This window comes from Deltaproteobacteria bacterium (assembly GCA_017302835.1).
Taxonomy (GTDB): Bacteria; Bdellovibrionota; Bdellovibrionia; order Bdellovibrionales; family Bdellovibrionaceae; genus UBA2316.
Window position 1 is genome coordinate 188,836 of record JAFLCC010000004.1, and the last position, 15,432, is coordinate 204,267.

Genomic DNA, 15,432 nt, shown 5'->3' on the forward strand with positions numbered 1-15,432 from the left:
CCATTCCCAATAGAATTGAACTTATGCTAATGGAGGCATTGGCGGAGTTTCGCTCAAAATTCCTGAATTTAAAATTCTTTCAAGGGAACTACTTTTTGATTGCAAAAGATTTTCGCTCTTTCTGATTAATAGTGCTAGGTGATCTCGCTGCTCTATGAGCATGCCAATTGAAGTCTCTAATGATTTTCTGTTTCCTGAAAGAGTCGGAGTGATCTTAAGTTCCCATTCGAGCCTAGAGATTTCCTTTTCTGTAACTGAAAGGTAATCATTTAAGGGATGCAAGGTAATGGCTTGCTGGATTTCTCTAGCTAACTGGGACACAATCTTTTGGTATTTCGATTTTTCTTGATTTTGAGATAAGACAAATTGAGAAAACTGTTTTTCTCTTTGATTTAACTGTGCAGCAATGAGTGAGTGAGCACCCTTTTCTTTAGAAAGAAGCTCCGTTTGTTCTTTTAATTTGAGTTCTAAAGTGTGTTTTTCCTCAGACATGTGCTGCAAAGTGCCGGATAAACTGTTTTGATAGTCAATCAAATCCGAATTCTTTTCCTTTAGCTTGGATATTTCGCATTCAAATTGGCTAGCAACATTTTCGAAATATTTTTTTGATTTTTCAAACTGATCTTGATTTTCCTTTGCAGAGGCTTTAACCGCATCCTTCTCACTCAGCAAAGAACTGATTTCACCCAGCAATGAGTTAATTTCAGTTTCATAGTATTGCTTTTCCATAATCCAGGTTTCTTTTGAAGTGCCATTCTCCAATTCCAATTTACTGACTTCATTTTTAAGAGCCAAAATATTTTCCTCTAAGGAAGCATTTATGCTCTCATGTCTTAAGTACTGTTCCTGTTTTTCATTTTCCATTGTCTTTAAAAGAGAAAGATTTTTGTCTAGCTCTGAATTGGCCTCGTCAAGAGTTTTACTCAGGTTTTGTTTCTCAGCTTTTAACTCAATTAAGTGAGCAGTATTTTGAGCTAACTCATGCTTGGTTTTTTCATTTAGTTCCATGGACAATTTAAGTTTAGAATTCAAATTATCCACTTCCGAAATCAAATTCGAGACTTTAGCACTATTTTCCTCTTTTTCAGTCCTAATTCTTTGAATTTCTTCACCTAAATTATTCTTTATTCTCTGAATTTCGTCACTAGAATTCATCTTTGCAGTTGTTATTTCACTATTTAAGGTATCAATTTTCGATTGTAATTCATGCACTTCTCGACTTGATCTTTGATATTCACTATCAATTCGAAGGCACTCATTCATTACAGAGTTAAATTTATTTATTGTTGATTCCACTAATTCTTTATTAAATTGATTCTGCTCATTCTTTTTTGTTAGGATTTTATTGTCATTCTTTATCGAATCAATCTTTAGCTGTAATCGGCATATCTCTTCTTCAAGACCTTCAATATGGGAAAATACTTTTTCTATGGAACTTTCCTTGAATTTTTTTGGCGCCGAATTTGAATTTAGAATCTCCATTACGAATCCTCCTTGAGAGTCATATTGAGACATGTCGGCCAACAAAATCCAAACTTGAGACAGTTTTTTGAAAATATTCTAAAATTAAGACATTCTGCTAGAAATGATCCAGTCTCGTTCAGAATCACAAGACCAATCCGACTTAAGAATAAGATTCTTGATAGCAATGATTTATAAGACTTGGAGTCAATAATGATTCATGAATTTAAAGCCAAATTAATAGTAGAATTGATTGTATTTTCAGTTCTATTGGTTTTAACTGGATGTAGTTTTTTTTCCTCTAAACCCATATCCAACCAGAATCAGTCGGCATTCCGCGCGACAGCTGCGCCAGTTGCTAATCCAATTCCAGTTCCCATTGAAGTTGCCACAGAAATATCAGAAATTATGCAGGGGAAAACAAAAAATGAAACTGGAAACAGAGAAACCAAGCAATTGATTGAAACTGAAAGATTAAGTGGTTCAGATTTCAAAAAAAAGCAGCAGGATGCTTCCAATAAAAAAGATCGAAAACCCTCGAATTCAAAAACTGAAAGATACGAAGTGAAACAAGGTGATACTTTGATGAAGATTGCTTTTGAAAAATATGCCAACATTTATCGATGGCGTGAAATCTATCAGACAAATAAGGGAAAAATTAAGGACTTCAATAGACTCGAATCTGGAACAGTACTGCTAATCGAAGGGGTTGAATACGTGTATATCGAAAAAAATGGAGAGGCCTATTTTATTATTAAAGATGATAGTTTGGTTAAAATTTCCAAAAAACTCTATGGCACGACATCAAACTGGAAAGTTCTTTGGAAAAACAACCCTCAACTCATCACTGATCCGAATAAAATCTATGCTGGGTTTACCCTCTACTACCCCAAAATGAATAATCAGCCAGCGGATAACATCAGAACTCCGGCAAGTAGAAATACAAAGACACTTAGAATCAATAATAAATAAAATATAAGCAAGATTTCTCACAACGGATAAGAAATATTTGATTTTATTATTAGTTAACGAGATTATGAAAGTATGATATTTTTTAGATTCATCTGTTTATTCCTTTTGATATTTGTACTAGAGGGCGTTTCTGCCCAGGAAAAAAATGAAGTTCAAAAACCTTTGCAAGAGTCTGTAAAAAGTCCAACTATCGATAATTCAAGTACCTGGGTGGCCCATCTCATTAGAGATAAGAATGTGAACCAAAGAATTTCTGACCTGCTGATAAAAGAAGGCACCATTCCCGTCACCATGATTTTTAAAGATCAAAAATTTAGACCCTTGGTTCAAATTCCAATTGAGTTTGCTCGTCCTGGTTGGTCTGTATTTATCCAAGAGAAATTTCTTGCTCCAATTTCAGATCAACCTGGTTCATACAAATTGTTTGCCTATCTTAATGATCGAGTCAACGAAGTCGAGATCGTTGTAAGAGGTCCGAAAAAAGAAATTGAAAGGGAGCGAGTTTATATCGTGTCTCCTGATGCACAGGAGTATAAAATAGTAAGTCCTTGGGATGCCTTAAGGCTAGGATTAGGAAGTGCCTTAATCAGTTACAAGCAGACTGGTTATAACAGCTATCAAGCTTGGACTGGAGTTTTGGCCGTTCAGTTCCACAGTCCTGAGGAAAAATCTAAATTTGGATTAATTTCCGACTTATCTATGACTGCATTAACAGTGTCTTCCAGCAATGGCTTAAGTCCTCAATTATTACAATTTAACGGGGATATTATCTATTTTTTTCATTGGTCCCCAAACTCTCGATGGAGGAAACAAGCCTTAGTCGGTTTAGACTACTTTACGATGCTTTCAAACGGCGCGCCGTTTGGATTTAAGGATTTAGTCACTCCTGAAGTTGGAGGAAGAGCCAGGTATATCGTAAATGAAAAAGAAGATATAATCTTCGAGCTTCGATATTCTCCCTTAAGTGGAATCAGCAATTTTAAGGAACGTGGATATATCGTTTCCTACTCAAGAAGTTGGTTGCTACCAAACCTTCATAGAGTTGAGGCTGGAATCAGACTCTTAGATTTCACCTATCAGTCAAACCCTAACATAACTGCCTCCGCCCAGACCTTATCATTGTTGCTTTCCTACTCCCTATAGAATCGATGTCTTGCTGCGGTGGCATCTCTTGACGTTTTTCCAGTTTCCACAGAAATGTTTAGCGCAGGACTTTTAATAACGAAGATTTTGATTGAATCTAAAAAGGATGGCAAAGAATCCTTGGTTTGACTTATCTATTATTTTTCTCTGCATTTTGAATTATATTTTCTTGTGCGGTTGTTCAACACCTAGTTTTGTGGTTAAAAGCGATCCTCTTCAAGCTGACGTTTTTGTTCAAGATCCTAAATCAAGCGACAAAAAACCGATAGGCAAAACACCGCTACAACTACCTCTGACTGAGGTGAGAAAAACACTTGGAAACTCTGTAGGTCCGGGTGAGTTTTTTAATGTTATTATTGAAAAACAAGGTTTTTTACCTCAGACCTATGCCGTCCCGGCTACAAAATTTGGGACCATGATAGTTCAATATGATATCAAACTAAAACCAGGAAATGCGCCAAAGGAAGTTAGAATAGCTAAAGAAATTTTGGATCATATTTTTGTGGCGCAAAAACTGGCATTGTTGCAGCAGTTCGAAAGGGCGCAAATTGAACTTGATAAAGTAATCATTCCGTTCCCAAATTTTGCGCGCGCACTTTCAATGAGAGCTTCCATCTATTTTGCTCAGAAAAATTATGTTGAGAGTTTGAAATGGTACGAAGAAGCAATTAAAAATGATCCGGAACTTGATGATGCTATAAAGATGATTGCTAAAATTAAAACTCTAAATGGTTCCAATGCAAAGGGATCCAACTTATGAAATTTAACAAGCATTTCATTTATTCATCATTGATTTTGCCTCTCTTCTTTTTATGTAGACTTTCTTTGGCTGCAGATGATTCAACCCCTGATGAAATTGGGGCCAAAGCCCTTTTAGAAGAAATTTTGATCAAAAGATATTCCCAGGGTTTGGCAACTCTTGTTGAAAAAAATTCCTTCAACGTTGGTGCACAAGTTCAATTAGTAAATGCCCCAAGTCCTCCGTCCGAAGAACCTCCCAAAAAAGCAGAGGTTGAAATACCTCAAGATTTATTAGTTGGTGTTTTAGATCCTGAGCAATTAATCAAGCAATCTGGCGTGGGCGAAGAAAAAAAAGCCATCGTCAGTTTGTTAACAACAAAAAGAATTAAGTCAGCATCTATTTCTGTTGGCCTGAGAGAGGATCTTGGCGCTGATGTAAAAAAAGATGTTGAAAGTTGGTTAGCCCTGCGGGTAAAAACCGAGTTTGGAAAAGCTGGAAAAAGCTCAGTGAGTTTTGTGAAATCAATTCAAGAAAAAAAGGTTGAGTCTCCGCCAAAGCAATGGTGGGATTGGGCGAATCAGTTTCAACACCTGATTGGGACAGCACTCCTAGCTTTAACTTTTCTAGTTGGGATTTTGTTTTGGCGGTTAACAACCTCGAAATCCTCAGTAAGTAAACAAAACCAAGGAGATTCTCCTTCTATTAAATTAACCTCCGAAGGTGCTATTGGAGAAAATAAAGATAATTCAAATAGAGTCACCGAAAAAGAAAGTGAAATCTCTGATGAAAAAATGAAGCTAATAAACAGTAAAGAGCTAGAATCGATAAATTCAAAAATAATTGGATTAGTTCCAAAGCTTTCCAAAGATTTTGAGTCTATCATAAGGTCTTGGTGCCAATCAGGTGAAGAGGGTTTATTCAAACTTGTATGCTTTTCAGAGGCCGTTGGAAAAGACATCGGAAGGCTTCCCATTCCTATTGATGCAATGAGTGATGTTGCCAATGTTTTTACCAGGATGTCTAAAATATCAACCAAAGAAAAAATCGAAACTTTGGAAAAATTATATTGGGATTTAGTTAGTGTTTTAAATTTAGGACCAGAAGTATTAAGTCAGCCCTTCGGATATTTATCAAGTGTCGATGCCGGAGTTATTAATCAACTTCTTATGGACCAAAATCCCAAAATGAAAACATTAGTATCGCTTTATTTGCCAGAAGAAGTTAGAAGAAGTTTTATTAAACCATTGTCTGAAGAAGAAAAACTAAAGATTTTGGAAAGTGCTGCTAATTTAACTGAAATCCCGAAATCTGAACTAAAAGGCATGGATACTACGATTATGGGTAAGATGAAATCCGATGATACCAAGGATTCCATTCAATTTAAAATGAATATTGAAAAAATAGTATCTATGCTCACCGAAAAGGAACAGATCACATTGTTAGGTCAGATTAAAGGAAATAGTTTAATTGAATATAGAAAAAACAATCCCAGTTTGGCTTTCATCCATCTTTGGCCGGACCAGGAAATTTCAAAACTACTTGGCAAAGCCAATTCCGACGAGGCTTTAAGCTACATTCGTGTTAAACCTGAAAGTAAGGAGCGAATTATCACTTTATCTCCCCCGTTTTTATCTGAAATGATCATTGATGAAGTGGATAAGCCAACGAAATCAACTTCAGAAGAAATGGATGGCCACTTACGATCGCTATTAACTAAATTAAAGGAACTTGTCGAAAGTAAAGAAATAAACTTAAAAGAGATTTTTGAACAAATAGACTCTGAGAAGCCCGGGGAAAATAATGTTATTCCAATTAAAACGGCCTAAAGTAGAGCTTGTTTTCTTTGTTGCCCTTTTTACCACTATTTTTTCTCAAGCTGATTATAGGGTTGGAGGATTGCTCGGCTTGGGGAGCACAGGAATTTCCAGCGTTGAAACTATTAGTGGCATTGAATTGAAAGTAAATCGAAGTGATGGACCAGGATATTTTGGTCTTTTTGTTGAAAAACTCATTTCTGATACGAACAGCCTGACTCTTGGACACAATCGCGGTTTTTTGTTTTCACCATTTTCATCTGGGATTGGGTTTACCGGCATCACTTACCGCTGGTTCTTTGGCGGTCCGGCGCCATCAATGGTTGAATCCGCATCTGAACAATCCACAATGCTAATCAAAAGGTATGCTTTCTTCCTTGGCTTAGAAGGTGGAATTGCCAATGGAACAGTAGTTCGTTCCAACGACTTAGTGCCCGTAGTAAGTGGATCAGGTGCTTTTATGGGATTTCATGCGGGATGGGACATTCAAACTGAACCCAACTATGTTTATAGATATGAGTTTGTATATGGTTTGACTCCTCCTTCTTCAGGTTTTGTTAAGACAGATCTCAGTGAACTTGCCTTTACGGCGGGAATATATTTCATATATTGACTTCAGAATCGACCTCCTTAAGTCTAAATTTTCCTGTTTTTTATGAGTCTCATTGTTAGTGGAGCAAAAAAAAAATAAAATGAGATCTCCGAGGTCTAAATGAACTTTTCTTCTTTATCAGGTCTTATAGCTGCCTTAGCTATTTTAATATTTGGAATTTTCGGCTCAGGCGCCTCACCAAAAGTATTTTTAGATGTGCATGGAATTCTTATTGTTTTCGGAGGTACTGCAGCCGCTGCTCTCATGTGTTTTCCCTTGCCGTTCTATGTACAGGTAGCAAAGGTTTTTGCCGCGAAATTTTTAGGGAAATACCGAGTCCGAAGAGAAATGGTGATCACTGAGCTGGTCGATCTGGCAAAGGGAGTAAGAGACACTCCTGATTATCTAAAAACAAAAGTGAAAACCATTAAAACACCTTTTCTTTCTGATGCCTTGGAATTAATAAATCAGGGTGGGATGTCTGAAAAAGAAATAGATGGCATCCTCTTAAAGAGGGCTTCAACGCTTTCAAAACGCTATGATCAAGATGCCGGTGTGTTTAAAACCGTAGCTAAATTTCCTCCAGCATTTGGACTCATGGGAACCACTCTGGGAATGATTACATTGCTACAGTCACTTGGTGGAAAAGATGCACAAAAATTGTTGGGTCCAGCGATGGCTGTAGGACTCGTAGCCACGTTCTATGGTTTAACACTAGCCAATCTGGTTTTGATCCCTATTGCCGAAAACCTTTCCGCCTTAAATCGTGATGATGAAAACTTAAGGATTATTGTTATCGAGGGATTAAGACTAGTCAGACAAAAGCAACACCCTAAATATGTTGAGGAGTATTTAAAAAGCCACTTGCTGCCTTCTGAACGAGCTAGCTTCAAAAAAGGTTTGAAATGAAACATGAGGAAAGCGAGTCATCAGAAGTCGATATCACTGATCTCTCTTCCGATCATGGTCATGGTGGCGGAGGTGACCACGATGAAAGCAATTGGTTAATTTCCTATGCTGATTTAATGACTCTTTTGGTCGGTTTCTTCGTTATTCTATTAAGCTTTTCAAAAGTAGATCAAGATGAGTTTGAAAAAGCAAAGCAATCACTATCAAAACAGTTTGGAGGAAATTATCAAAAACCATTTGCAGATATTGCTGATAAGATAAAAAATGCTATTGATAAAATAAATGCTGGAAATCAAGTCGAAATAAAAACAAATGAAACGGGAGTGAACATTTCCTTTATTGGTACTGTTTTCTTTAGCTCAGGGTCTGTAGATTTTAAAAATGAAGCAAAAAACATCTTAAATCAAATTCTACCAATTATAAAGCAAGAAGCTTCGGATTTTGGAATTGTCATCGAGGGACATACTGATGATGTTCCTCTGTCAGCTGGAGGAACATATAAAAACAATTGGGAACTTTCAAGCATCAGAGCCTGTAGGGTTTTGGAATATATGATAACTTTCGGGTTTTCTTCAGAAAATGTTGTTGCCGTCGGATACGGTGAAGCAAGACCTGTTGTGCCTAACAGAGACGAAAATGGCATTCCAAATCCTATCAACCAAAGTCAAAATAGAAGAGTCATAATTAAGTTAATCAAAAATGGAGCTCAGACTATCTAAAGATAAAGTCTAGTTGGCCTTTTATTAAAAATCAAAATCTAATAGAATGAATAAACGGATTTAAAGTGAACGGATTTAAAGCAGATGGATTTAGATTTAAGCAATAAAAGCCATTCAAAAAAGTGGTATGTAAGTACTAATCAAGGCTGCTTGGGCCCCCTTTCCACTATTCAATTACTTAATATGGGAAAGAAAAATGAAATTAATTCGCAAAATTTCGTTTGGCATGAAGGCTGGAATGATTGGAAGGCAATATCACAAGTTTATGACCTAGAGCTTCTTTATGCAAATAATGACTCTATTGAATTGGAATCGAAGGTAGGTTTAAAGGTAGATTCAAAATTAGGTTCAAAGGCAAAGTCAGAAGCAGAATTGGAAAATAAAGATTCATGGAATAGTAGCGACGAATTTTGGAAAGAAATCCATCAAGAGATTATAAATTTTTCGCCCGATGAATACACAAGGGTCGAAACAATATCAAAAGACAAGAATCAGTGTTCTTTAAACCTAGAAGTCCAGCCCGCCAAGAATATAAATCAGTTCAAAACAAACAAGATCATTCTGTTTTTGGTTTTGGCTTTATTGGCATGCTTCTTCATCATATTGAAGTTTACAAGAGGAAATAGTTATAAAAAAAGTAGCTATAGAGAATATTTGGAAAAGTCATTGACTAGGAATGAATACCGAGAATTGATTTCAGCCATTGATGAATCATTAGAAAAATCAGGTCCTGCGGCCAGTATCGGAATTATAAACAATAATGAGAGATCAAAAGGTCTGCAAATTTATTTTGCCGTAGGTACGAATTTACAAGATGGAACAGAGCTAAAATTGAACGTATGGAGTACGCCTGGAACACTTTTATCTTTAAACAACGTTTCTGTTGAATCAAAACTCTTTGTTAAAGACGGTATCGCATTCTCCCCTGCTATGTATGGAAAAGAAGGAGGTCCTTTGGCTGAAGGCGAATATCAAGTCATGGTTAGATGTCAGAAATGCAAAAACATGCCTCTTGAAGAAAATAATTTAATAAAAAACCAGAATGAAAGAGAAATCACCTTAGCACATAAGGCCTATTTTATTGGTGGAAAGAAAGACAGCAATTACTTAGAAGAATTAAAAGTGATTCAAGATCAAATTAACCAAAAAAGCAAAGGGGAACTGATTGAAGCGGCTCAATTAATTGGTATAATTCGAAAACAATTTAATGAATTGAGGGTAAACCAAATTCAACTCACTCAGGGGAAAAATAATAGGAATCGGAAGGAAAATCAAAACACCTATTCCAATTGGAATGAGTCTGATTGGATTCAAATCGACGAACAGTTATTTGTATTAATCGATAGATGGAAATCACTAACCCTCCATAATGAAGTCGTTCATAAAGAACTATTTGGTGAAATAGATAGAGCCTACTTAAAACTAAAAGAAATTTATGAAATTCAAACTAAATTCTCATTCCAGCAAAAAGAAGCTAAAATTCAATACGAAAAAATTGATTCGCTTTTTATTCAAACTGAGAAAGAGATTTCATCCATAGAAAAGAAGTTATAGCTTCATTAGCTTTTATCAAAAATAATCTGGAAGACGTTTGGCACCCGTCTTCCAAATCAATGCTTTTTTTTCTCTGATTTTACCTTGTTACTAAGACTTGCTTTAGTCCTTGTACAAAATAACCAAGATCGTCAGGTGAACGGCTCGTCACTAAATTTCTTTCAATAACCAAAGGTAAATTTTGATAGCGAGCTCCTGCATTTATTAAATCTTGCTTGATTACTGGCGACCCTGTGAGGTTAAAGCCACGAGTGAGACCCGCATTGATTAATACAGAGGATCCCGCACAGATAGCAGCTAAAGGCAGACCTTTTTGATACTGACTTCGTACTAGTTGCAAGGCCTTTTCATCACTTCTTACCACCTGAGCGTTCCAAGCGCCTCCCGTAAGCACCACAAGATCATACTTGATCAGTAAGCCTTGAGTGAAAGTCCCAGAAGCCTTTACGAAAAGACTCGGCATCAAAAATCGAGAGGTAATGATCCCTTCGGGAGTCCAATCTGGAACTAAAATATCCACTTGAGCCCCCCTTTGAATTAAATAAGTGTAAGGGAATACAATTTCACTTTCTTCAACACCATGGGAAGCTAAAATAGCGACTCTCTTTCCCATGAAAAGTTGAGCTGACTCTATAGGAGGTTGTTGCACATTAGGTGGAGTCCCCTGTGGAATTTGTTGCGAACTCACAGGGCTAAAAATGCTCCCGGAACGAAGGGGGCGCATTTGTGCGATACTTGCTAGAGCAAAGAATAAAGTTAAAATAATGCCTTTTGTTTTCATATTGAAATCCTTTTTTGTGTCAAAAATATATTGTTTATTGTTACTCTTGTTGAATCGATTCCAGAGTTAAATAGAATGATTACAACTTCAGATCAATGCAATAAAATGCATTCGTAAAATGCATTTTTGTCAATTTACAAATTTTTTTGTTTCTACCGGACTCATTTTGATTATCTACCAGACTTCCCACATTAGATCCATATTAGATATAGATCTTCACTCTTCTTCTTGGTCTTCAGGTTCATCTTTGAGTTCGGGGAGAACTTCTTTGGTCACCTTTGGGTTTTTCTTTTCATATTCTTTTATCTTTAAAGGGTCTGGAGCCAAGAGTGTAAACATTTGCTTGCCCTCAAAACGTGGAGAAGTTTCAATCAGGGCTAAGTCTTCAACGAACTTCACCGCTTTTTTCATTAAATTCATACCAAATTCTTGGTGGGCCAATTCTCTTCCTAAAAATCGCATATTGATTTTGACTTTGTCTCCATCCAAAAGAAAATTTCTGGCATGTTTCATTTTGGTTTCAAAATCATGTTGATCCGTTCTTGGTCGCATTTGAATTTCTTTGACCACAATGACGGTTTGCTTTTTTCTCGCAGCAGCCTGTTTCTTTTTATTTTCATATTTCCACTTGCCATAATCCATGATCTTACAAGTTGGAGGTGTTGCAGTTGGTGCAATTTCCAAAAGATCCAATCCCTTATCTTCTGCAATCCTTAAGGCTTCAGGAACTGTCATTACCCCTAACATTTGCCCACTATCATCAATCACACGAATTTGAGGGGCTCGGATATCACGATTGACTCGTAATCCATCTTTGTCTTCTTTCTTTTTAAACCGATCAAAACCACCTTTTTTTAACTCGCCACGATTCTCAAACTTGTTAATGGGAAACCTCCTGCTTTTGCATGTAGATAGAAATTAAATTCCTATTTTTTATATCTTGTTCTAAATTTTTTACGACTTGATCCAAATCAAGCTCTTGAAACATTTTTCCATCTTTAGTACGTAGGGACACTTTTCTCATCTCGGCTTCTTTGTCTCCGACGATAATCATATAGGGAATTTTTCCCATTTGCGCTTCTCTAATTTTGAAATTTAATTTTTCATTTCGAGAATCAAACTCCACACGTACCTTAGCTTGGTTTAGTTTTTCTTTTATCTCTAAACAAAATGGATTAACTCGATCAGTTACATTAAGAATGACCGCCTGGGTTGGACACAACCAAGGTGGTAAATGACCAGCGGTATGCTCTAAAAAGACCCCAATAAATCTTTCGAGGCTGCCCAGAATCGCACGGTGAAGCATCACAGGACGATGTTCTTTATTATCTTCACCTGTGTATTTAAGATCAAAATTTTCAGGCAAATTAAAGTCACATTGTAAGGTTCCTAGTTGCCAAGGTCTTCCAATGGCATCCACAAACATAATATCGAGTTTTGGACCATAAAAAGCCCCGTCTCCAGGATTGATGGTAAAAGGCAATCCCAGCTTATCCAATGCCTGGGACAAAGCCCCTTCAGCCTTATCCCACACTTCATCACTACCCATTCTCTTTTCTGGACGAGTGCTTAAAAATATCTTGTAATTATCCATTCCCAAAGTTTTGTATACCCGATTGAGCATGACCATAAAATTTTCGATTTCAAGCTGGAGCTGATCAACCCGACAAAATATATGGGCATCGTCCTGACAGAAGGTACGTACCCTCGTTAACCCGTGCATAGCACCCGATTTTTCAAATCGATGAAGTCGGCCAAAATCAGCTATTCTTAATGGCAGCTCTCGATAAGAATGTTTTCCTGCATGGAACATCATGCAGTGTGAAGGACAGTTCATCGGTTTAGCCGAAAAATCTCTTTCATCTACCTTCATGAAATACATATTTTCTTTATAATTGGTGTAATGACCTGATTTATGAAAGAGGCTCACATCAAAAAATTGAGGAGTGATCACTTCTTGATAACCAAACTCCAAATACAATTCCCTCATGAAACCTACTAATTGGTTATAAATGATCGTTCCCCTGCCTGTAAAAAAAGGAGAACCTGGGGCCCATTCATGGAACATAAATAAATCTAGTTCCTTACCAAGCTTTCGATGATCTCGTTTTTTTGCTTCTTCCAATTGCATGATGTAAAGATCTAGATCTTTCTTGTCAGCAAAGGCTGTGGCGTAGATTCTTTGGAGCATGGGGTTTTTCTCATCCCCCCGCCAGTAGGCACCAGCAACACTTAATAGCTTGAAGGCCTTTACCTGACCCGTTGCCTGGACGTGGGGACCACGGCACAAATCAAACCAATCGCCTTGGTCATAAATACTGACCTGGGTTTCCCCCTTGGAAGCCAGATCTTTGATAATCTCCACTTTAAAACGCTCTGACATTTTTTCAAAAACTGAAATAGCCTCACCGGTAGAAAGAAATCTTTTTACCAAAGGTTCATTGGCATCAATGATTTTTTGCATTTCTTTTTCTATTTTTTCAAAATGTTCTTCGGTAAACGAAAAAGGCGAATCAAAATCATAGAAGAAACCATTTTCAACAACGGGTCCAATGGTGACTTTCACCTCGGGCCAAATTTTTTGTACAGCTTGAGCCATAATATGGGCACAGGAATGCCGAAGCACTTCATTTGCTTCTGGGCTTTTCACCGTTACAATTTGCAACTGAGTTTGGTCTTTGAGCTTGCTTCTTAAATCCAGAACCTCTGGATTCCCATTTATTTTTCCGCCCAACGTGTCTTTGGCTAGCCTTGGACCAATGGACTCTGCCACTTCTAATACTGTTGGTTCCTGGTCAAAACATTTAACTGATTTATCGGGTAATATAATAGAAATTTGAGACATTAATAAACCATTTATAACCTTTTTCATTCTTAATTAACATAAAAATATATTCCACCAATAAAAATTCACAAAAATTGTGACTCAAAGCGCAGATTAGACTTAAAATGAGCGTTAAAATCTAAAATTTTAGATCTAATAAGTCACATGATGATGAATAGCCTCGTGAAGTCTTGGATCTTTTAACGGTACCAATGAAAATTTCTTAAAAAAGGTGGTTAGACCAAATAAAAATAAACCTGCAAAACCAGCAAAGACACCAACTTCCCAAAAACCAAACTGAATTAAGCCCTCATTAAAGTTAGGGTAAACCATCCAGTAAATGTCTAAATACTGCATCATGAGAATTAAGATAGAAACAGCAATAACATGATTCTCATTTCTTTTGAGCCCTCGAGGTAAGAGAGCAATAAAAGGAACCACAAATCTAAAAATTAATAATAGGAAAGAAATAACCAACCATCCGTTCTGAGATCTTAGAATATAATATTCTGTTTCTTCTGGGATATTGGCGTACCAAATCAACATAAACTGTGAAAAGGCAATATAGGCCCAAAAAACCGTAAAACCTTTCATAAATTTTACAATATCGTGCTGGTGTTCGACATTAACATAGCCCTTTACAAATCCTGATCTTTTCAAAAAAATAAGAATCAAAGTGAGAACTGCAAAAGTACTTTGAAACAATCCCGAAAAACAATAAATACCAAATATAGTTGAATACCATGTTGGTGACAGGGACATGAGCAAGTCCATGCTGAATAAAGTAAAGGTCAAAGCAAAAAATAAAACGAAAGCAATGGATAAGCCTACGTTTTTCAAAGTTAATTTGGGATCTCCAGACTGATCTTGATTCAAAGAATTCCCAACAATAAACCATTTGAATCCCAACCAACCCAAAGCAAAAACAAGGATCCTCACTGCTAAAAATGGAATATTTAAGTAAGCTGTTTTAGCCTCCAACAATGGAGAAGAGTGAATGACCTCTGATTGGGTCCAAGGAAAAATAGACTTAGCTCCAAAAATTAAAACTATCCCACCGATAAGGATAAAAGGAACAAAGGAAGTCATCGCCTCTGCATATCTTCTAATGGAAGAGGACCACCCCGCTTTAGTGATATGCTGAATGGACGCAAAAAATAGGCCTCCCAAACCCAAACAAGAAAAGTAGAAAAAGGAAACCAAATAGGAAGTCCAGGCTCTTTCTTGATTCAAGAATAGACCCAAAGCAAAAGTGAGTAATCCTATCCCTAAAAGAGCGATAATTAAGATTTTTAGTTTTGGTGATGTTTGAAAGGGTTTTACTTCAAGTTCATGATGTTCAAAATTTGCCATATTTTTTCCTATTTTTTTGCTTCTTTTTGTAAATGCCTTATATAGTTAACAACTTGCCATCTGTATTTCTGTGGAATGTGATGATCATAAGCTCCCATTAACCCCTGCCCCTTAGAAATAACAAAATAAATATGAGCATCAGTCCAAGAAGAAATTTTCTCGTTATTGATAGCCGGAGGTTTTAAAGCCATGAATTCACCAATACTGCTTTTAGCTTCGACAGCCCCTTCACCTTTTTGTCCATGACAAAGGGCACAGTTTGTCACATAAAATTTATTTCCAGTCATCAATACATCTTTAGACATGTCTCCAACTAAAGGATTCTTAATTTCTTTTTCAACTATCGCTAAATCTGTCAAGTTTTCAGAAATAAAACCCACAGGAATCGTTCCTTTGACGGGCTCTCGCAGCCCGATCCCATTGGGTGCTGTGGGATCCGACTCCTGTGGCTTAACTCCAGGAGATTCCATCATGTCTTGAACTAATTCAATATTAGGTACGGACTTGTCGATATTACAAGAAACTAAAAATAAAATTATTGGGAATAAACCTAATTTTATAAACATGA

Annotated in this window: 14 protein-coding genes; 8 read left to right on the forward strand and 6 right to left on the reverse strand. The window is 36.7% G+C overall.

Going from position 1 to position 15,432, the window contains the following annotated elements; all coding sequences use genetic code 11:
- Positions 1-21: 21 nt before the first annotated feature.
- Positions 22-1,482, reverse strand: coding sequence for a HalX domain-containing protein (locus tag J0M15_06010; protein MBN8536588.1), 1,461 nt, complete (start codon positions 1,480-1,482; stop codon positions 22-24).
- A gap of 192 nt (positions 1,483-1,674) precedes the next feature.
- Between J0M15_06010 and J0M15_06015 the strand changes: the two genes are divergently transcribed.
- From J0M15_06015 to J0M15_06050, 8 genes are all read left to right on the forward strand, one after another.
- Positions 1,675-2,433, forward strand: a complete 759-nt coding sequence (locus tag J0M15_06015) for a LysM peptidoglycan-binding domain-containing protein (GenBank protein ID MBN8536589.1) — start codon at positions 1,675-1,677, stop codon at positions 2,431-2,433.
- A 72-nt stretch (positions 2,434-2,505) separates the two neighbouring features.
- A complete protein-coding gene (locus J0M15_06020) occupies positions 2,506-3,576 on the forward strand; it encodes a hypothetical protein (protein MBN8536590.1) in 1,071 nt (356 codons plus the stop codon).
- A 106-nt stretch (positions 3,577-3,682) separates the two neighbouring features.
- Entirely contained in the window at positions 3,683-4,336 is a 654-nt protein-coding gene (locus J0M15_06025) for a tetratricopeptide repeat protein (GenBank protein MBN8536591.1), read from the forward strand.
- Complete coding sequence (locus J0M15_06030; protein MBN8536592.1) at positions 4,333-6,144, forward strand: hypothetical protein; 1,812 nt, start codon at positions 4,333-4,335, stop codon at positions 6,142-6,144. Before J0M15_06025 ends, J0M15_06030 begins: the two co-directional genes overlap by 4 nt.
- A complete protein-coding gene (locus J0M15_06035) occupies positions 6,119-6,745 on the forward strand; it encodes a hypothetical protein (protein MBN8536593.1) in 627 nt (208 codons plus the stop codon). Before J0M15_06030 ends, J0M15_06035 begins: the two co-directional genes overlap by 26 nt.
- A gap of 99 nt (positions 6,746-6,844) precedes the next feature.
- Complete coding sequence (locus J0M15_06040) at positions 6,845-7,633, forward strand: MotA/TolQ/ExbB proton channel family protein (GenBank protein MBN8536594.1); 789 nt, start codon at positions 6,845-6,847, stop codon at positions 7,631-7,633.
- A complete protein-coding gene (locus tag J0M15_06045; GenBank protein MBN8536595.1) occupies positions 7,630-8,352 on the forward strand; it encodes a flagellar motor protein MotB in 723 nt (240 codons plus the stop codon). The genes J0M15_06040 and J0M15_06045 overlap by 4 nt, the downstream gene beginning before the upstream one ends.
- Before the next feature lie 84 nt (positions 8,353-8,436).
- A complete protein-coding gene (locus J0M15_06050; protein ID MBN8536596.1) occupies positions 8,437-9,906 on the forward strand; it encodes a DUF4339 domain-containing protein in 1,470 nt (489 codons plus the stop codon).
- 79 nt (positions 9,907-9,985) lie between these two features.
- On the opposite strand, the gene J0M15_06055 is transcribed toward J0M15_06050, so the two are convergent.
- The 5 genes from J0M15_06055 to J0M15_06075 form a co-directional block, all read right to left on the reverse strand.
- Complete coding sequence (locus J0M15_06055; protein MBN8536597.1) at positions 9,986-10,687, reverse strand: DJ-1/PfpI family protein; 702 nt, start codon at positions 10,685-10,687, stop codon at positions 9,986-9,988.
- 216 nt (positions 10,688-10,903) lie between these two features.
- Positions 10,904-11,572 carry a translation initiation factor IF-3 gene (gene infC, locus J0M15_06060; GenBank protein MBN8536598.1) on the reverse strand — a complete coding sequence of 223 codons (669 nt, stop codon included), beginning with the start codon at positions 11,570-11,572 and terminating at the stop codon, positions 10,904-10,906.
- Entirely contained in the window at positions 11,568-13,532 is a 1,965-nt protein-coding gene (gene thrS / locus J0M15_06065) for a threonine--tRNA ligase (GenBank protein MBN8536599.1), read from the reverse strand. The genes infC and thrS overlap by 5 nt, the downstream gene beginning before the upstream one ends.
- Before the next feature lie 132 nt (positions 13,533-13,664).
- A complete protein-coding gene (locus J0M15_06070; GenBank protein MBN8536600.1) occupies positions 13,665-14,864 on the reverse strand; it encodes a molybdopterin oxidoreductase in 1,200 nt (399 codons plus the stop codon).
- An 8-nt stretch (positions 14,865-14,872) separates the two neighbouring features.
- Entirely contained in the window at positions 14,873-15,430 is a 558-nt protein-coding gene (locus J0M15_06075) for a cytochrome c (GenBank protein ID MBN8536601.1), read from the reverse strand.
- Between the last annotated feature and the right edge of the window lie 2 nt (positions 15,431-15,432).